Origin of the sequence: Pseudomonas sp. RA_5y_Pfl1_P24 (assembly GCF_963970945.1) — a bacterium.
Classification (GTDB): Bacteria; Pseudomonadota; Gammaproteobacteria; order Pseudomonadales; family Pseudomonadaceae; genus Aquipseudomonas; species Aquipseudomonas tritici.
Genome location: NZ_CAXAOJ010000018.1, coordinates 15,180 through 32,587, shown reverse-complemented (window position 1 = coordinate 32,587; position 17,408 = coordinate 15,180). Strand labels below are relative to the sequence as shown.

Here is a 17,408-nt window from a genome sequence, read left to right as displayed (position 1 = left end):
AGAAAATAGCCGATAACAATCGATTATTACGCGTGTTCCTCCAGCACCTTCGACAGCGTGTCGACAAAGAAATCCACGCTGCGTTTGGACGTGACCATCGGCGGCTTGATCTTGAGAATGTTCAAATAATCACCCGTGGGCTGCATGAAGATCCCCAGCTCCCGCAGGCGGTCACATAGCAAGGCGGTCTCCTCAGTGGCCGGCTCCAGGGTGCGCCGGTCGCGCACCAATTCCAGGCCGAGATAAAAACCGGAGCCGTGGACAGCGCCCACTAATGGATGACGATCGATCAATTCTTCCAGCCGCGTCTTGAAATGCCCACCGACCACCAGAGCGTTTTCCCACAGCTTTTCTTCCTCCATCACATCCAATACGGCCATGCCGATCCGGCAACTCACCGGGCTACCCCCCGACGATGAGAAGAAGTACCCCTCAGCCTCCAGCGCCTCGGCGATTTCGCGACGGGTGATCACCGCCCCCAACGGCTGGCCGTTGCCCATTCCCTTGGCCATGGTGATGATATCGGGCACCACGCCCTGCTCTTCAAAGCCCCAGAAAAAATGCCCCATACGGCCGTAACCCACTTGCACTTCATCGGCGATGCACACGCCGCCCCTGGCGCGGACAAGTGCATACACCTGCTGCAAATAGCCCGGCGGCAGGGAGATGCCGCCGGCGTTACCGTACACCGGCTCGCAGATGAACCCTGCCAGTTGGCGTTTGCTCGCGGCGATTTTCGCCAGGTTGTGTTCCACGCTTCGTACGTAATCAGGCGCACTGTCCTGCCCGCGGAACTCACCTCGATAAGTATTGGGTGCGGTCACCGGGTGCACCCAGTCAGGACGACTGCTCAGCGCCTGGGGGTTGTCGGCAATCGAGGTAGACACCGCATCTGCCGCCACCGACCAGCCGTGGTACGCCTCGAGCACGCTGAGCATGTCGCGGCCGCCGCTGTAGGCCCAGGCCAGGCGGATCGCTAGGTCATTGGCCTCGGTGCCGCTGTTGACCAGGAACACGCGGTCCATGCCTTCCGGCGCCAGCGTCAGCAAGCGCTCGGAGAACTCGGCAATCGCCGCATAGTGAAAACGTGAGTTGGTATTGAGCAGCGACCACTGGCGCGCCGCCACCGCCGCCATGCGCGGGTGGCCATGGCCCAGCACTGCCACGTTGTTAAGCATGTCGAGGTACGAACGGCCCTGCATGTCGATGAGGTGGTTGCGCCAGCCGCGTTCGATGCGCGGTGGGTCGACGTAATAGTGCTTTTGCGAACGGGCGAAACTGGCGTCGCGGCGAGCGAGCAGGGCCTCGGGGTCCAACTCGGGCTCTGCGTCGCACGCCAGCCCCAGCAGTGCCGCCGGCGAGGGGCACAGCGCCTGCCACGCCTGCGCCCGGGACGGCGTGCAGAACAGCGGCGCCGGCAAGCCAACACGGCACAGTTGCACGGTCAGCGGGCCTTCGACCTCACCGATCACCTGGCCCTTGAGTACGGCGGCGCCAGGCTGTAACAGCGCTTTGGCACCCCACAACCGCACATTGGCTTCGCTGCAGTGCACACGCAGTTCGCCATTCACGCCAGGGCGGACGATGCCCGCAAACGGAGCCTCGATAGAGGTGCCCTTGGGCACGTGCAGCTCGACGTGCAGCGCGAACGTCTCAGGTTCATAAGCACTGTCGGGCTGCGTACGCGACAAGCGGTACTGCCCGTATCGACTGGCGGCCAAGCCGTGCACTGCGGCTGCATCCTGCAACAAGCGCTGGTCAATTCCCGCCTGTTCCCAGTTGCCTGCCTCGAAATGCGGGCTGAGCACGCCCAGGTCGATCAACGCAAACTCACGTCCCACCAGGCCCGGTAGCAAGGGCGCGAAGCCTTGGCCGACAATCGGCGCCAACGCCTGCCCGACACAATCCAGGATCGCCGCCTCCATCAACTCAAACGGCACTGACGTCGCCACGTGGAAAATTTCCCACTCATGTTCGGCGTTTTTCAGCAGGTAGCTGTTATCCGGATCCAGGCGTTGCTGCTGCTCGCTGCTCAACACCAGCACCGCCGCCCGCGCAACGATCAGCGGCCACAGCGCCTGCAATTCTTCGTGTTGCAACGGTGTCACCGCATGACAGGCCTGGATCGCAGGCAAGATGGCAAAGGGATCGCCCTCGGCGTGGTGCAGCAACGCGGCGCAGGTCACTGACAGATCGGCGATGCGCCAGGTGTGCACCAGATCGCCGAAATCGATCACGCCCTGAAGTTGCCAGTGACGTTGCGCATCACGCTGCCACACGACGTTGTCATCGGTGATGTCCATGTGCACCGCTTGCCACGGTAGATGATCAGCCAGGGGACGGAGGTGGTCTTCGACCTGCCCGGCCACGTGCTCCAGTGCTTCGCGGTGGGGCAGGTTTTCCAGGGTTGCCAGCAGATGAGCGATCAGCTCCGGGGCATGGCGCGGGTCCCATTGCAGGGTACGTTCCAGGCCGGGGTGTTCGAACGAGGCCAGCACTTGGCTCATCCGCCCACACAGATCACCGAAACGTGCAATGACCTCACGGCCCAAGTGAGGCTGATGGGTCAACGGCTGGCCATCGATATAGCCCAGCACCCGCACGTGCAGGGTTTGGCTGTCGAGGGTCAGGGTCAGCAATTCTTCACCGCTCACGGCCTTGATGACCTTGGGCACGTGCACATCGGCTTGGGCCTGTAGAGCATTGAGCGCCGCGTGCTGGGCCTGCAGCTCAACGGCAGCGTAGTCACCGCGGCAGATTTTCAGAACAAACCGGCCGCGCGGGCTGTCGACTCTGTAGTTGAGGTCCTGCTGGCTACCCAACGAGTACAGGGAGCCCGTCAGGCCGTAATGCTCCTCGAGCAGCCGAGCCGCCTGATCGGGGCCAACTTGCGGGCAGGGTAGACTGGCGCGATGGATCAGGGTGGCGAGCAACATGGAGGGTAGCCTCGGTTTTTTAGGGGTGTATATCGCCATTGTTCAGGGGGTTAGGCAACCCCCTAAGCATCCGGCGCTTGCACCCCCCCGCCGCACAACTCAAGCTATGCTCCATTCGCTTACTGTCCGTTTAAGAAAAAGGCCCTCCGACATGCGCGTTCTCATCACCGGCGGTGCTGGTTTTATCGGCTCCGCCCTGATTCGCCACCTGATTCAACACACCGAGCACGAAGTGCTCAATCTGGACAAGCTCACTTATGCCGGCAACCTGGAATCGCTGAGCAGCATCGCGGGCAATAGCCGGTATGAGTTCGTCCAGGCCGATATTGTCGACCAGGCTACTGTCAGCGCAGTGTTGGCACGTTTTGAGCCCCAGGCGATCATGCACCTGGCGGCCGAGTCTCATGTCGACCGTTCGATCGATGGTCCGTCTGATTTTATTCAAACAAACATTGTGGGTACCTATAGCCTGCTGGAAGCTACCCGGGCTTATTGGCATAAGCTGGCAGAGCCTGCCAAGAGCGCCTTCCGTTTCCACCACATTTCTACCGACGAAGTGTACGGCGACTTGCACGGCGTGGACGACCTGTTCACCGAAACCACCCCTTACGCGCCAAGCTCACCGTACTCTGCGAGCAAGGCAGCGTCCGACCATCTGGTGCGTGCTTGGCAACGCACTTACGGCCTGCCAGTACTGTTGACTAACTGCTCGAACAACTACGGGCCCTTCCACTTTCCAGAGAAGCTCATTCCGCTGGTGATTCTGAACGCACTCGCGGGCAAGCCGCTACCGGTCTATGGTAATGGTTTACAGGTACGCGACTGGCTGTTCGTCGAAGACCACGCCCGCGCTCTGCTCAAAGTGGTGACAGAGGGCATGGTAGGCGAGACCTACAATATCGGCGGTCATAACGAGCAGAAGAACATTGATGTTGTGCGTGGTATCTGCGAGCTGCTGGAAGAGCTGGCACCGCAACGCCCGATAGGTGTCGGGAAATTTACCGACCTGATCACCTTCGTCAAAGATCGACCGGGGCACGATCAGCGTTACGCAATTGACGCCAGCAAGATCGAACTTGAGCTAGGCTGGGTTCCTGAGGAAACCTTTGAGAGCGGCTTGCGAAAGACTGTGAAGTGGTACCTCGAAAATTTGGAGTGGTGCCGCAGGGTCCAGGACGGCAGTTATCAAGGCGAACGTTTGGGCAGCACCGACATGAAGGATTTGATTGCATGATGAAGGGAATCGTATTGGCGGGTGGCTCAGGTACCCGTTTGCACCCCATTACCTTGGGCGTGTCCAAGCAACTGCTGCCGGTGTATGACAAACCGATGATCTATTATCCGATCTCGGTGCTGATGCTGGCGGGGATCAAGGACATCCTGGTGATTTCCACCCCGGCGGATTTGCCGCAGTACCGCAATCTGCTCGGGGATGGTAGTCAGTTTGGCGTACGGTTCAGCTATGCAGAACAGCCATCTCCCGATGGCCTGGCAGAGGCCTTTATTATTGGCGAAGAGTTCATCGGGGATGATCCGGTTTGCCTGATCCTGGGCGACAACATTTTCCACGGTTCGTATTTCGGCGACCAACTACGTGCAGCAGCTAAAAGGCCATCCGGTGCCACGGTATTCGGTTACTGGGTCAAGGACCCGGAGCGTTTTGGCGTGATTGACTTCGACAAGGAAGGCCGGGCCCTCTCCATCGAAGAAAAGCCTCTCAAGCCAAAGTCACCCTATGCCGTGACCGGTCTTTACTTCTACGACAACGACGTGATCGAAATCGCCAAAGCGGTCAAACCCTCACACCGGGGTGAACTTGAGATTACGGATGTTAACAACGCCTACCTCAAGCGCGGCGACCTTCATGTGGAACGATTCGGCCGAGGCTTCGCCTGGCTCGATACAGGAACTCACGACAGCCTTCTAGAGGCCTCACTTTATGTACAGACGATTGAGCATCGTCAGGGCCTGAAAGTGGCATGCCTGGAAGAAATCGCTTATCAGAATCGCTGGATTGATCGTGAGTATTTGCTGGAGCGGGCCAAATATTTTGGCAAGACCGGCTATGGTAAATACTTGCTCACCCTTGCAGGGGATAATCCATATGAATGTATCCGCCACTGAGTTGCCCGGTGTATTAATCATCGAGCCGAAGGTATTTGGCGATGAACGCGGTTTTTTCTATGAAAGTTTCAATGCCCGGGACTTCGCGAAAGCTACCGGGTTACAACAGCAGTTCGTGCAGGACAATCACTCACGATCGCAACAAGGAGTCCTGCGCGGACTCCATTACCAAGTGGAGCACCCCCAAGGCAAATTGGTGCGCGTGACCGCAGGTGAGGTGTTGGACGTGGCGGTGGATATACGTCAAAGCTCACCAGCTTTTGGCAAATGGGCAGGCGTGCGGTTGTCGGCCAATAATAGCCGCCAGCTATGGATTCCACCGGGATTTGCTCATGGTTTTTTAGTGCTCAGCGATTACGCTGAGTTCCTCTACAAAACGACCGATTACTATATCCCCTCTTCAGAGCGCTGCATTCGCTGGGACGATGCTGATCTCAACATTGATTGGCAACTCAACGGCCCGCCGATCTTGTCCGCCAAGGATCAAAATGGCAAAAGCCTGAAAGATGCCGATCTATTCCCATGAAAATCCTGATCACCGGCCAACACGGCCAAGTCTCCCGCGAACTGCAACTTCGGCTCCAGGACGTCGGCGATCTCATCGTTCTGGGCCGCGACCACCTCGAGCTGGCCAACCCCGACCAGATCCGCCAGCAGGTCCGCGCCCATCGCCCTGACCTGATCATCAACGCCGCCGCCCACACGGCTGTCGATCAAGCTGAAAGCGAGCCAGACGTGGCGTTTGCGATCAACGCCATCGCCCCCGGCGTTCTCGCGCAGGAAGCCAAAGCCCTGGGCATCCCGTTGATCCACTACTCCACCGACTACGTGTTCGACGGCAGCAAACCCGCCCCCTACAACGAAGCCGACACGCCGAACCCGCTGGGGGTCTATGGCCAGAGCAAACTGGCTGGCGAGCAGGCGATTACGGCCGTTGGCGGCAAATACCTGATCCTGCGCACCAGCTGGGTCTACTCCAGCTACGGCAAGAACTTCCTGCTGACCATGCAGCGCCTGTTACAGGAAAAGCCGCAGATGCGCATCGTCGCCGACCAAATCGGCGCGCCAACCTGGGCCGGCAGCATCGCCCACAGCACGCGTAGGTTGATCGAGCGCTGGCAGGCGGGCGAGCCGGGGGAATGGGGTGTCTATCACTTGACTGCCAGAGGCGAAACGTCGTGGTTCGGATTTGCCGAGGCGATTGGCGAGCATCTGCGCAAGCAAGGCAACGCCTGCGCTGAACTGGAGCCGATCCCTGCCAGCGCCTACCCGACGCCAGCCAGGCGCCCATTGAACTCGCGTCTCGATTGCAGTCGCCTGCAGCAGCAATGGCACGTCAACCAACCGCCGTGGCAAGACGCATTGCGCGAGTGTCTTGCAGAGCAGCACTAGGCATAATGCGCCCGTACCCACAGGCGCACGAATCCCATGACTCCACCCCTCCCGCGTAGACCTCGCTGGCGCAGCCTCGCCCTGCTGGCGTTGTGCCTGGCACCGCTGCTGTGGCCGCTGGAGCGCCTGGCCGAGCGTTATTACCGCAGTGAGTTGGCCGGCCAGAACCGCCAAACCCTTGACCTGTACGTGGCCAACCTGCTGGGCACCCTGCACCGCTACGAAGTACTGCCACAAATTCTTGGCGACCTGCCGGCCTTGCGCACCGCACTTGGCGCACCCCAGGTCAGCACCAACCTGGTCAACGCCAACCTGCTGCTCAAGGACGTCGCCGCCCAGGCCGGGGTGGAGGTGATGTACCTGATGGACACCACCGGCAAGACCCTCGCCGCCTCCAATTGGGATAAGCAAGACAGCTTTGTCGGGCGCAATTTCTCGTTCCGCCCCTACTTCAGCGAAGCCATGGCCGGGCGCCTGGGGCGTTTTTTCGGGTTGGGCACCACGTCGGCCAAGCGCGGCTACTTCTTCGCCGCCGCCGTGCGCGATGGCGATAAAATCATCGGCGTGCTGGTGGTCAAGGTCGACCTGGACCACACCGAAAGCCTGTGGGGCAACACCCCGGAACAACTGCTGGTCACCGACCATAACGGCGTGGTGATTCTCACGTCGCGACCACAGTGGCGATTCCGCGCCACCCGGCCGCTGACGGCTGAAGAGCGCCAGGCCATCATCGCCATCCAGCCCTACCCCACACGCGATCCACAGCCTCTGAGCCTGAGCAGCACCGCCTGGCTTCGCCAATCCACAGCCCTCGCTGAGACCGGCTGGAACGTGGAAATCCTCGCGCCACGTTCGTTGATCAACCGCCCGGTACGCACAGTCGTTGCCGTGGGCGGCGCCACGCTGTTGGTGTTGATGCTGTTACTGGGCTTGATGATGCAACGTCGCCGCCATTACCTGGAACGCATCGCCTTTGAAGCCAAGGCCCGGCGCGAGCTGGAAGCGCGGGTGGTCGAACGGACCAGTGACCTTGAAGGCCTCAACCGGCGCCTGAAACAGGAAGTGCTGGAGCGCGAGCACGCTCAGCAGGAGCTGGTGCGTGCCCAGGACGACCTGGTGCAGGCCGGAAAACTGTCGGCGCTGGGCACCATGTCGGCGAGCATCAGCCACGAACTCAACCAGCCTCTGGCAGCGATTCGCAGCTATGCGGAAAACGCCGAAATCTTGCTCGACCACGAGCGCACCAGCGACGCGCGCGGCAACCTCAAGCTGATCAGCGAACTGACCGGGCGCATGGCCTCGATCATCGCCCACTTGCGCGCCTTTGCCCGTCGCGACCGGCATGCGCCCGAAAGCGTGGCCCTGCAACCGGCATTGGACGATGCGCTGGCCTTGCTGGCCAAGCGGCGTCGGTCAATGGAGGTGGAGCTGATCCGCGATTTGCCGGAGGCAACATTGTGGGTACAGGCCGGTGAAACCCGATTACGCCAGGTGCTCGGCAACCTGCTGGCCAATGCCCTCGACGCCCTCACCGAAAAAGGCCCGCCGCGCAAACTCTGGCTGAGTGCCGAAACCACCGAACAGGGCGTCAACCTGTACATTCGCGACAACGGCCCAGGCTTTTGCATGGAGGCCCTGGGCCGCGCCAGCGAGCCGTTCTACACCACCAAGACCCGCACCCAGGGCCTGGGGTTGGGGCTGGCGATCTGTGAAACCCTGATGCGCGCCTTTGGCGGTGAACTGCTGTTTGCCAACCACAAGGAAGGCGGCGCGCTGTTAACCTTGAAATTGCGTGCCGGCTCGCCGGGCGTCAGTCTGCAACCGTCCGAGGACCGCAGTGTATGAGTATCGATAACCAGATTCAGGTGGTGTTGATCGACGACGATCCACACCTGCGTCAGGCCCTGTGCCAGACCCTGGACCTGGCCGGGCTGAAAGTCCTGACCCTGGGCGAAGCCACCGGCCTTACCGCGCGCCTGTCGCGGGATTGGCCGGGCGTGGTGGTCAGCGACATCCGCATGCCCGGCATGGACGGCCTGGAGCTGCTCGCCGAACTGCACGGCCAAGACCCGGACCTGCCGGTGCTGCTGATCACCGGCCACGGCGATGTGCCGCTGGCGGTGCAAGCCATGCGCGCCGGGGCGTATGACTTCCTCGAAAAACCCTTCGCCAGCGATGCCCTGCTCGACAGCGTGCGCCGCGCCCTGGCCTTGCGCCGCCTGGTGCTGGACAACCGCAGTCTGCGCCTGGCCCTCAGCGACCGCCAGCAATTAAGCACACGCCTGGTGGGGCACTCGCCACAAATGCTGCGCCTGCGCGAACAGATCGGTGCACTGGCGGCGACCAGAGCCGATGTGCTGATCCTCGGCGAAACCGGCGCCGGCAAAGAAGTGGTGGCGCGCGCGCTGCATGACCTGTCGAGCCGCCGCAGCGGTCCGTTTGTGGCAATCAACGCAGGCGCTTTGGCCGAGTCCGTGGTGGAAAGCGAACTGTTCGGCCATGAACCCGGCGCGTTTACCGGCGCGCAGAAACGCCGGATCGGTAAATTCGAATTTGCCAACGGCGGTACTTTATTCCTCGATGAAATCGAAAGCATGAGCCTGGATGTACAGGTCAAACTCTTGCGCCTGTTGCAAGAGCGTGTAGTCGAGCGCCTGGGCGGCAATCAGCTGATACCGCTGGATATCCGCATCATCGCCGCGACCAAGGAAGACCTGCGCCAGTCCGCCGACCAGGGCCGTTTCCGTGCCGACTTGTATTACCGCCTCAACGTCGCGCCGCTGCGTATTCCACCGCTGCGTGAGCGCGGTGAAGATGCGCTGATGCTGTTCCAACATTTTGCCGATGAAGCCAGCAGCCGCCACGGCCTGCCGCTGCACGAGCTGCAACCGGGCCAGCGCGCGCTGCTGCTGCGTCATAGCTGGCCGGGCAACGTGCGCGAGCTACAAAACGCTGCCGAACGCTTCGCGCTGGGCCTGGAACTGGCGCTGGATAACACACCGGACAATCCATCAGCCGGTGTCCTGACCTCCACGCCCGGCGGCCTCAGCGAGCAAGTCGAGCAGTTCGAAAAAAGCCTGATCGCCGCCGAACTGACACGCCCGCACAGCTCCATGCGAAGCCTGGCCGAAGCCTTGGGCGTACCGCGCAAAACCTTGCACGACAAACTGCGCAAGCACGGCCTGAACTTCGCCAACCAAAGTGGCGACGACGAATGACCGCCCCCACCTGCCAAGAGGCCCCCATGAGCCGCGACAGCCGTTACCTGGAATCCATCCTTCACCACGACATCCCCCTCACCCGGGAAATGGGCCTCAAAGTGCTCGATTGGCAGCACGGGCAATTGGAACTGCACCTGCCCTTACAAGCCAATATCAACCATAAGAGCACGATGTTCGGCGGCAGCCTGTATTGCGGCGCAGTCCTGGCGGGCTGGGGCTGGCTGCACTTGCAGCTGCGCGAAGAAGGGATTGAAGACGGGCATATCGTGATTCAGGAGGGGCAGATCAGTTATCCGCTGCCGGTTACGCGGGATGCTACGGTGGTGTGCCAGGCACCGGAGGAGAAAGTGTGGAAACGCTTTGTGGCGACGTATAAGCGTTATGGTCGTGCGCGGTTGGCGTTGGAGACGTGGGTTGTGAATGAGGGCAGTGAGCAGCGGGCAGTGGCCTTTACCGGGCAGTACGTCTTGCACCGCTAGCCGCCATCACGCAAAACCACATGTGGGACCAAGCCCGCACACAGTTTGATCTACTGTAGCCTCATGACCGGGCCAGGGTCAGCAACCGCTCACGCCACGGCGCTTTTGCCGGCAAGGCCAAGAAGAATGGATTCAATAATGATTCCCGCGCCGGATAACTGAACGGCGCGCCGCTCAACTCCAGCACCTCGCCTCCCGCACCTTCCAGCACGCCTTGGGCTGCTGCCGTGTCCCATTGGGAAGTGGGTGCCAAACGCGGATAACAATCGGCGCTGCCTTCGGCCAACAGGCAAAATTTCAACGAACTGCCGATATTCGCCAGTTTCAGCTCACCCAAGCTTTCGCTCAAACCGTCCAGCAAACGTTCCTGCTCAGGACTTGTATGGCGACGGCTGGCGACCACAGTAAATGACTCACCCGCCACTGGCGCGGCGCGCACCTGAATCTGTTTGGGCGCTTCATTGACGTCCGAACGCCAAGCGCCCAGGCCCGCGCCACCGAAGTAACAACGCCCGTTGGTGGGCATCGACACCACGCCAAACACCACGCGGCCTCGTTCAATCAGGGCGATATTGACGGTGAACTCTTCGGTGCCGGCGATAAACTCCTTGGTGCCGTCCAACGGGTCAACCAACCACCAGCGCTGCCAGCCGGCACGCACGCTCTGCTCGATGTCGGCGTCTTCCTCGGAGAGCACCGGAATGCTCGGGTCCAGCGCGGTCAGGCCTGCCAGAATCAGATGATGCGCGGCCAGGTCCGCCGCCGTCACCGGCGAATCGTCGGCCTTGGAAGTCACCGCCACATCGGCGCGCCAGTACGGCATTATCACTTCACCCGCCTGGCGCGCCAGTTCGATCACAGGGGCAATAAACGCGTGGCCTAAAAACAGTTCGCTCATGCAGTAAACGCTCCACGCTGGGTCAACAGGTCTCGTACCAGGTACAGCGCGGCCAGGGCGCGGCCTTCGCTGAATTGTTCGTTTTGCGCAAGCATCGACAGCTCGCGCAGGTTCACCCGGTCCACACGCATCGGCTCAGGTTCATCGCCTTCAAGGCGTTCTTCGTAGAGGTCGGTGGCCAGCACCACCTGGATTTTCTGACTCATGTAACCGGGCGACAACGACAACTCGGTAATGTGTTCCAACTGCCGCGCGCCGTAGCCGGCTTCCTCCTTGAGTTCGCGATCGGCTGCCGCCAGCACATCTTCACCGGGTTCGATCAGGCCCTTGGGCAAGGACAGCTCATACTCGTCGGTGCCACCGCAGTACTCTTCAATCAGCAATGCATGATCCTCATCGATCATCGCCACGATCATCACCGCACCGTAGCCGGCACCGCGGCCCACAAGGCGTTCGTAGGTTCGTTCAACGCCATTGGAAAAGCGCAATTGCACTTCCTCTACGCGGAACAAACGGCTACTGGCGACTATTTCGCGGGCGAGGACGGTGGGTTTCTGGCGCATAAACGGCTCCTTGGCGTGATCGGGTTACTATACCGTGGCTTTTCCGATTGTCTGTGTCGGATATCTTTACTTACATGAGAACGCCCCATGCCCTCTTTGCCCTGGCACGCCATCGACACCGTCCTGCTGGACATGGACGGCACCCTGCTCGACCTGCACTACGACAATCACTTCTGGATGGAGCACCTGCCCCAGCGTTACGCCGAGTTGCACGGCGTAAGCCGTGCCATGGCCGAGATGGAGTTGCAGCCCCTGTTCGAGCATAACGCCGGACAGTTGCAATGGTATTGCCTGGATTTCTGGAGCGCGGAGCTGAAGATCCCGGTGCGCGAACTCAAGCTGGAGACTGCCCACTTGATCGCCCTGCGCCCGGATGCCGACATGTTCCTGGCGGCAATCAAAAGGGCCGGCAAGCGTGTGATCCTGATCACCAACGCGCATCGTGATTCACTGTCATTGAAGCTGGAACGCATTGAACTGGCGCCATATTTCGAACGGTTGATCAGCTCCCACGACTACGGTTTCGCCAAGGAAAACCCGCAATTCTGGGATGCCCTGCAAGCCGACATCAACTTCGACCCCGCCCGCAGCCTGTTTATCGACGACACGTTGCCGATCCTGCGCAGCGCCCAGGCGTTTGGCGTGGGGCATTTGCTGGCGGTGAAAGAGCCGGACAGTAAGAAAGGGCCCAAGGACACCGCTGAATTCGCAGCGGTTGGTGATTACCGAGATCTCATTGTCGGACTCTAACCTCCAAGTGGGAGAAGATCCATGTGGGAGCCGGGCTTGCCCGCGATGCAGGCACCGCGGTGTTTAGCTCAAACCGAGGCGATGCTATCGCGGGCAAGCCCGGCTCCCACACAAGCCCGCTCCCACATTTAGGCCTTCGTATTACTTGGGAATACGCAGCGTCTGGCCTGGATAGATCTTGTCCGGATGGGACAACAGCGGCTTGTTCGCCTCGAAAATCTTGTTATACAAATTGGCGTTACCGTACACAGAGAGAGAAATAGCACTCAGCGTGTCGCCCTTTTTCACTACGACAAAAGTGGCAGCCTCGACAGCCGGCCCCGTGACAGTGATCTGGTCATCCACACTGGCCACACCGGCAATATTGCCCAGCGCCAGCAGAATCTTCTCTTTCTCTTCCTGGGTGGCGACTTCACCGGTCACCGTCACCTTGTCGCCCTCTACCGTGGTCTGCACGTTCGGATTACCCAGACCCACTTTGGACACGTGGTCCTTCAACTGCTCACTGGCGTTTGCATTGCCCGGCGTCAACAGGTCGACAATCTTTTCGCCAGCTTCCTTGATAAAGCTAAAAATGCTCATAGTGCGCTCTCCTTGGTTTTTGATTTCCAGATGCCCAAGACTAGACCAGTCCTGTGGATTTGGGTTCCAGCCCGGCCCAAGACCCAAACGCGCTAGAATCCCACCGCCATTGGAATATGCCCTGGAGCGAAGATGGACATCAAACAGCTGAAATTCCTCATCGCCCTCGACGAAACCCGTCACTTCGGCCAGGCGGCGGCGCGCTGCCACATCACCCAACCGACTCTGTCGATGCGCCTGCGCAACCTTGAAGAAGAGCTTGATCTATCGCTGGTCAACCGTGGCCAGCGCTTCGAAGGTTTTACCGCCCCCGGTGAACGGGTGCTGGCCTGGGCTCGCACGGTGCTGGCGGCATATGACGGTTTGCAGGCCGAAGCGGCAGCTTGTCGCGGTAACCTGGTGGGTACGTTGCGCCTGGGCGTGGTGCCGTTGTCGAGCTTCGATCCCTTGGCGTTGATGCAGCAACTGCATAGAGAACACCCGAGCCTGCGCTTCGAACTGTCGGCGCTCAGCTCCGAACAGATCCTTGAACAATTGGCGAGCAATCGGCTGGACCTGGGCGTGTCTTACCTCGAACGCCTGGACAACGAACGCTTCGACTCGCTGGCGTTGGGCGAAACCCGTATGGGCCTGCTTTACGACCAGCGCTTCTTTAGCTTTGGTGACACGCCGTTGAGCTGGGAAGCGCTGATCGAGCTGCCCCTGGGCATGCTGACCAGTGGCATGCACTTTCGCCAATCCATTGACCACAACTTCCACAGCCGTGGGCTCAACCCGCAACCCTTGCTGCAGACCGATGCCGTCCATCAGTTGTTACAAGCTGTGCACGGCGGCCTCTGCTGCGCGGTGATGCCGCTGGATGGGGGGTTGGATGCGCTCACCGAACATCTGCGCCTGCAGCCGATCGAAGACGCTCATACACTGGCCCGCCTGGGGTTGATCATGCGCCGCAGCGCGCCGCGTTCAGCGTTGGCGGAGGCGTGTTTCGCGCTGTATCAGAAATCGCAAATCGAATCTTGATCGACGTCATCTATCGGTAGATCAGTACTGGCAATTAGACGTGACGCTTTGTCGCGCCTAGTCTGAGCACTGATCAATCCGTCGGTGGTACTGTCCCATGAACGCCAAGCGTCCAGTCTGCGCGGCGCCCGCTGTTGAAACGCCCGCGCCCGCCGCCAGCCAGAGCTACCAGTTTTGCAACCTCGAACACACAGAAGTCGCCAGTACTGCATTGGCGGAAGAAGTGGCCTTGGCGATTGCCTACAACGACATCAGCCAGGCGGTCATGCTGGTAACGCCCACCGACCTGGAAGACTTCATCGTCGGCTTCAGCCTAGGAAGCGGCATTATCACCGACGTTAGCGACATATATGATCTTAAACTCAGCGGTTCGGGCTCGACCCAATACGCTCAGGTGCAGATCTCCAGCCGTGCCTTCTGGAACCTCAAGCAGCAGCGCCGCCAGTTGGCCGGCACCAGCGGCTGCGGCCTGTGCGGCGTGGAAGCGGTGGAGCAAGCCTTGCCAGACCTGCAAGTGCTGCCCGGCGCACCCTTGCCGCCTGCCGAATGGCTCGACGGCCTGCGCCAGCGCATCAGCGCGTTCCAGCCCTTGGGCCAATACAGTGGCGCGGTGCATGCGGCGGTATTTATGAACGGCCAGGGCGAATTGCTGCTGGGCCGCGAAGACATCGGCCGGCATAACGCCCTGGACAAGTTGATTGGCGCACTCATCCGTCAAAAGATCCCGACTGACAGCGGCTTGGCGATTGTCACCAGCCGTTGCAGCCTCGAATTGATACAGAAAGTCCTGCGCGCGGGCATCCAGACCCTGGTAAGCCTGTCGTCACCCACCGGCCTGGCCCTGCAATGGGCGCGCCGGCACAACCTCAATCTCATCCACCTGCCGCAGAAAAGCGCGCCGCGGGTCTACAGCCCTGCGATGGAGTACCAGCCATGAGCAATCATCACCAAGCCGACCAAACCCCAACCCCACGCTACAAGCCCTATAAAGGCCCGGCTGGCGGCTGGGGCGCACTGATCAGCGTGGCCCAGGCGTGGCTGACCAGCGACAACGCGCTGAAAAACCTGCGCATGATGCTCAAGACCAACCAGAACGGCGGTTTCGACTGCCCGGGCTGCGCCTGGGGCGACTCGCCGGAAAGCGGCATGGTCAAATTCTGCGAAAACGGCGCCAAGGCGGTGAACTGGGAAGCCACCAAACGTCGCGTGGATGCTGCGTTCTTCGCCAAGCACAGCGTCAGCGCCTTGATTGAACAGAGCGACTATTGGCTGGAATACCAGGGCCGCCTGACCGAGCCGATGCGCTACGACGTCGAAACCGACCGCTACCTGCCCATCAGTTGGGAAGCGGCCTTCGACTTGGTCGGCAAACACCTCAACGCCCTGCCTAGCCCGGACATGGCCGAGTTTTACACCTCGGGCCGCGCCAGCAATGAAGCGGCGTACCTGTACCAGCTGTTTGTGCGCGCCTACGGCACCAACAACTTTCCGGATTGCTCGAACATGTGCCACGAAGCCAGCGGCGTGGCCCTGGCGCAGAGCGTGGGCGTGGGCAAAGGCACCGTGACCTTTGATGACTTCGAACATGCCGACGCGATTTTTGTCTGGGGCCAGAACCCCGGCACCAACCACCCGCGCATGCTCGAACCGCTGCGCGAAGCGGTTAAACGCGGCGCCCAGGTGGTGTGCATCAACCCGCTGAAAGAGCGCGGCCTGGAACGTTTCCAACACCCGCAACACCCGCTGGAAATGCTCACCAACGGCGACAAACCGACTAATACCGCGTACTTCCGCCCGGCGCTGGGTGGTGACATGGCAATTTTGCGCGGCATGGCCAAGTTCCTGCTGCTGTGGGAACGCCAGGCCCAGGCCGAAGGCAAGGAAGCGGTGTTCGACCACAACTTCCTCAACGAACACACCGCTAATGTGCTGGATTACCTGGGCAAGATCGACGACACCTCTTGGGATGAAATCGTCGAGCAGTCCGGCCTGACCCTGGTCGAGATCGAGCAAGCGGCGCGCATGTACGCCAAAGGCAAGAACGTGATCATGTGCTGGGCGATGGGCATCACCCAGCACCGCCACTCGGTGCCGACCATCCAGGAAATCGCCAACCTGATGCTGCTGCGCGGCAACATTGGCCGCCCTGGCGCCGGCCTGTGCCCGGTGCGTGGGCACAGCAACGTGCAAGGCGACCGCACCATGGGCATCAATGAACGCCCACCGGTGGCGTTTCTCGATTCCCTGGAGCGACGTTTCCAGTTCCAGGTGCCGCGTGACAACGGCCACAACGTGGTCGAGGCGATTCATGCCATGCTCGAAGGCCGCTCCAAGGTGTTTATCGGCCTGGGCGGCAACTTCGCCCAAGCGACGCCGGACAGCCCACGCACCTTCGAAGCCTTGCGCAATTGCGACCTGACCGTACAGATCAGCACCAAGCTCAACCGCAGCCATCTGATGCACGGCAAAGACGCGCTGATCCTGCCGTGCCTGGGCCGTACCGACATTGATATCCAGGCCGATGGCCCGCAAGCGGTAACGGTAGAGGACTCGTTCAGCATGGTGCACGGTTCCAACGGCCAACTGCAGCCGCTGTCGAAGCTGATGAAATCGGAGCCGGCAATCCTCGCGGGCATTGCGGCCGCCACCCTGGGTAGCAAACCCGTGGATTGGAATTGGCTTGTGGCGGACTACGGGCGTATCCGCGACCTGATCGCCGACACCATTCCTGGCTTCAAGGACTTCAACGAGAAGATCAAAAATCCGGGCGGTTTCTACTTGGGTAATTCCGCAGGTGCGCGCCGCTGGAACACGCCGTCGGGCCGCGCCAACTTCCGCCCGAACATCCTGCCCAAAGACCTGATCCATGAACGCACCCACGCCACCGGCCGCGTGCCGGACCTGATCATGCAGTCGATGCGCTCCCACGATCAGTACAACACCACTATTTACGGCCTGGACGACCGTTATCGCGGGGTCAAGGGCCAGCGTGACGTACTGTTCGTCAACGAAGCCGACATCATCCGCCTGGGCTTCAAGCCTGGGCAGAAGGCCGACATCGTGTCGCTGTGGGAAGACGGGCGTGAGCGCCGCGTGAAAGGCTTTACCTTGCTGGCGTTTGATATTCCGGCGGGGCAGGCTGCGGCTTATTACCCGGAAGTTAATCCACTGGTGCCGCTGGAAAGCACCGGGGATGGCAGCCATACGCCGACGTCGAAGTTCGTGGCGATCCGCTTGGAAGCGGCAAGTGACAATGGCTTGATCATGGCCCGCTCGGCGTAAATGCCATGAATTCCGGGCAAAAAAAGGCCGCTTTTGCATAAAAGCGGCCATTCCCAAGTAGCTAAAGACTCACTAATTTGACTTAAGTTCCCCAGCTAAAACAGTGACTTAGCGAATTGTGTACAACTCGTGTTACTGGTCGGATTTCTATTGTCACAATG

The 17,408-nt window shown here is 60.6% G+C and carries 15 protein-coding genes; 11 read left to right on the top strand and 4 right to left on the bottom strand.

Features of this window, described 5'->3' with window-relative positions:
• Positions 1-26: 26 nt before the first annotated feature.
• Positions 27-2,936 carry an aminotransferase gene (locus tag AACY30_RS24505; RefSeq protein WP_339541248.1) on the bottom strand — a complete coding sequence of 970 codons (2,910 nt, stop codon included), beginning with the start codon at positions 2,934-2,936 and terminating at the stop codon, positions 27-29.
• Between the two features lie 151 nt (positions 2,937-3,087).
• On the opposite strand from AACY30_RS24505, the gene rfbB reads away from it, so the two are divergent.
• Genes rfbB through AACY30_RS24470 form a run of 7 tightly spaced genes read left to right on the top strand, consistent with a single transcriptional unit; the run spans position 3,088 to position 10,152 of the window.
• Positions 3,088-4,170: a dTDP-glucose 4,6-dehydratase gene (gene rfbB, locus AACY30_RS24500; protein WP_339469132.1), complete on the top strand. Its 1,083-nt coding sequence runs from the start codon at positions 3,088-3,090 to the stop codon at positions 4,168-4,170.
• Entirely contained in the window at positions 4,167-5,060 is an 894-nt protein-coding gene (gene rfbA, locus AACY30_RS24495) for a glucose-1-phosphate thymidylyltransferase RfbA (RefSeq protein WP_339469130.1), read from the top strand. The genes rfbB and rfbA overlap by 4 nt, the downstream gene beginning before the upstream one ends.
• Complete coding sequence (gene rfbC, locus AACY30_RS24490; protein WP_339469129.1) at positions 5,041-5,586, top strand: dTDP-4-dehydrorhamnose 3,5-epimerase; 546 nt, start codon at positions 5,041-5,043, stop codon at positions 5,584-5,586. The genes rfbA and rfbC overlap by 20 nt, the downstream gene beginning before the upstream one ends.
• Positions 5,583-6,452 (top strand): dTDP-4-dehydrorhamnose reductase, encoded by an 870-nt coding sequence (gene rfbD, locus AACY30_RS24485; protein WP_339541247.1) that lies wholly within the window; start codon positions 5,583-5,585, stop codon positions 6,450-6,452. Before rfbC ends, rfbD begins: the two co-directional genes overlap by 4 nt.
• 36 nt (positions 6,453-6,488) lie before the next feature.
• Positions 6,489-8,297, top strand: coding sequence for a sensor histidine kinase (locus AACY30_RS24480; protein ID WP_339469126.1), 1,809 nt, complete (start codon positions 6,489-6,491; stop codon positions 8,295-8,297).
• A complete protein-coding gene (locus tag AACY30_RS24475) occupies positions 8,294-9,670 on the top strand; it encodes a sigma-54-dependent transcriptional regulator (RefSeq protein ID WP_049710567.1) in 1,377 nt (458 codons plus the stop codon). Before AACY30_RS24480 ends, AACY30_RS24475 begins: the two co-directional genes overlap by 4 nt.
• Before the next feature lie 26 nt (positions 9,671-9,696).
• Positions 9,697-10,152, top strand: coding sequence for a YiiD C-terminal domain-containing protein (locus tag AACY30_RS24470; protein WP_339438755.1), 456 nt, complete (start codon positions 9,697-9,699; stop codon positions 10,150-10,152).
• A 61-nt stretch (positions 10,153-10,213) separates the two neighbouring features.
• Here the strand turns inward: AACY30_RS24470 and cysQ are convergent, their stop codons facing one another.
• The gene (cysQ, locus tag AACY30_RS24465) at positions 10,214-11,050 is read right to left on the bottom strand and encodes a 3'(2'),5'-bisphosphate nucleotidase CysQ (protein ID WP_339541246.1); all 837 of its coding nucleotides are present in this window, start codon (positions 11,048-11,050) and stop codon (positions 10,214-10,216) included.
• Positions 11,047-11,613 (bottom strand): ADP compounds hydrolase NudE, encoded by a 567-nt coding sequence (nudE, locus tag AACY30_RS24460; RefSeq protein ID WP_065875823.1) that lies wholly within the window; start codon positions 11,611-11,613, stop codon positions 11,047-11,049. The genes cysQ and nudE overlap by 4 nt, the downstream gene beginning before the upstream one ends.
• 87 nt (positions 11,614-11,700) lie before the next feature.
• Here nudE and yrfG point away from each other — a divergent pair, with 87 nt between their 5' ends.
• The gene (gene yrfG / locus AACY30_RS24455) at positions 11,701-12,363 is read left to right on the top strand and encodes a GMP/IMP nucleotidase (RefSeq protein ID WP_339469123.1); all 663 of its coding nucleotides are present in this window, start codon (positions 11,701-11,703) and stop codon (positions 12,361-12,363) included.
• 141 nt (positions 12,364-12,504) lie between these two features.
• On the opposite strand, the gene lysM is transcribed toward yrfG, so the two are convergent.
• Positions 12,505-12,945, bottom strand: coding sequence for a peptidoglycan-binding protein LysM (gene lysM, locus AACY30_RS24450; RefSeq protein WP_339419946.1), 441 nt, complete (start codon positions 12,943-12,945; stop codon positions 12,505-12,507).
• 132 nt (positions 12,946-13,077) lie between these two features.
• Here lysM and AACY30_RS24445 point away from each other — a divergent pair, with 132 nt between their 5' ends.
• The 3 genes from AACY30_RS24445 to AACY30_RS24435 all read left to right on the top strand — a co-directional run bounded on the left by AACY30_RS24445 (position 13,078) and on the right by AACY30_RS24435 (position 17,247).
• Entirely contained in the window at positions 13,078-13,965 is an 888-nt protein-coding gene (locus AACY30_RS24445; protein WP_339427350.1) for a LysR family transcriptional regulator, read from the top strand.
• 97 nt (positions 13,966-14,062) lie between these two features.
• Positions 14,063-14,902, top strand: coding sequence for a formate dehydrogenase accessory sulfurtransferase FdhD (fdhD, locus tag AACY30_RS24440; protein ID WP_339419942.1), 840 nt, complete (start codon positions 14,063-14,065; stop codon positions 14,900-14,902).
• Entirely contained in the window at positions 14,899-17,247 is a 2,349-nt protein-coding gene (locus tag AACY30_RS24435; protein WP_339469122.1) for an FdhF/YdeP family oxidoreductase, read from the top strand. Before fdhD ends, AACY30_RS24435 begins: the two co-directional genes overlap by 4 nt.
• Positions 17,248-17,408 lie beyond the last annotated feature (161 nt).

What these genes read in the sequence shown, in the direction of transcription:
- AACY30_RS24505 (WP_339541248.1), bottom strand. Translation starts at nt 2,936, where the DNA reads ATGTTGCTCGCCACCCTGATCCATCGCGCCAGTCTACCCTGCCCGCAA.
- AACY30_RS24480 (WP_339469126.1), top strand. Translation starts at nt 6,489, where the DNA reads ATGACTCCACCCCTCCCGCGTAGACCTCGCTGGCGCAGCCTCGCCCTG.
- AACY30_RS24470 (WP_339438755.1), top strand. Translation starts at nt 9,697, where the DNA reads ATGAGCCGCGACAGCCGTTACCTGGAATCCATCCTTCACCACGACATC.
- rfbB (WP_339469132.1), top strand. Translation starts at nt 3,088, where the DNA reads ATGCGCGTTCTCATCACCGGCGGTGCTGGTTTTATCGGCTCCGCCCTG.
- fdhD (WP_339419942.1), top strand. Translation starts at nt 14,063, where the DNA reads ATGAACGCCAAGCGTCCAGTCTGCGCGGCGCCCGCTGTTGAAACGCCC.
- cysQ (WP_339541246.1), bottom strand. Translation starts at nt 11,050, where the DNA reads ATGAGCGAACTGTTTTTAGGCCACGCGTTTATTGCCCCTGTGATCGAA.
- rfbC (WP_339469129.1), top strand. Translation starts at nt 5,041, where the DNA reads ATGAATGTATCCGCCACTGAGTTGCCCGGTGTATTAATCATCGAGCCG.
- lysM (WP_339419946.1), bottom strand. Translation starts at nt 12,945, where the DNA reads ATGAGCATTTTTAGCTTTATCAAGGAAGCTGGCGAAAAGATTGTCGAC.
- rfbA (WP_339469130.1), top strand. Translation starts at nt 4,167, where the DNA reads ATGATGAAGGGAATCGTATTGGCGGGTGGCTCAGGTACCCGTTTGCAC.
- AACY30_RS24435 (WP_339469122.1), top strand. Translation starts at nt 14,899, where the DNA reads ATGAGCAATCATCACCAAGCCGACCAAACCCCAACCCCACGCTACAAG.
- AACY30_RS24475 (WP_049710567.1), top strand. Translation starts at nt 8,294, where the DNA reads ATGAGTATCGATAACCAGATTCAGGTGGTGTTGATCGACGACGATCCA.
- yrfG (WP_339469123.1), top strand. Translation starts at nt 11,701, where the DNA reads ATGCCCTCTTTGCCCTGGCACGCCATCGACACCGTCCTGCTGGACATG.
- AACY30_RS24445 (WP_339427350.1), top strand. Translation starts at nt 13,078, where the DNA reads ATGGACATCAAACAGCTGAAATTCCTCATCGCCCTCGACGAAACCCGT.
- rfbD (WP_339541247.1), top strand. Translation starts at nt 5,583, where the DNA reads ATGAAAATCCTGATCACCGGCCAACACGGCCAAGTCTCCCGCGAACTG.
- nudE (WP_065875823.1), bottom strand. Translation starts at nt 11,613, where the DNA reads ATGCGCCAGAAACCCACCGTCCTCGCCCGCGAAATAGTCGCCAGTAGC.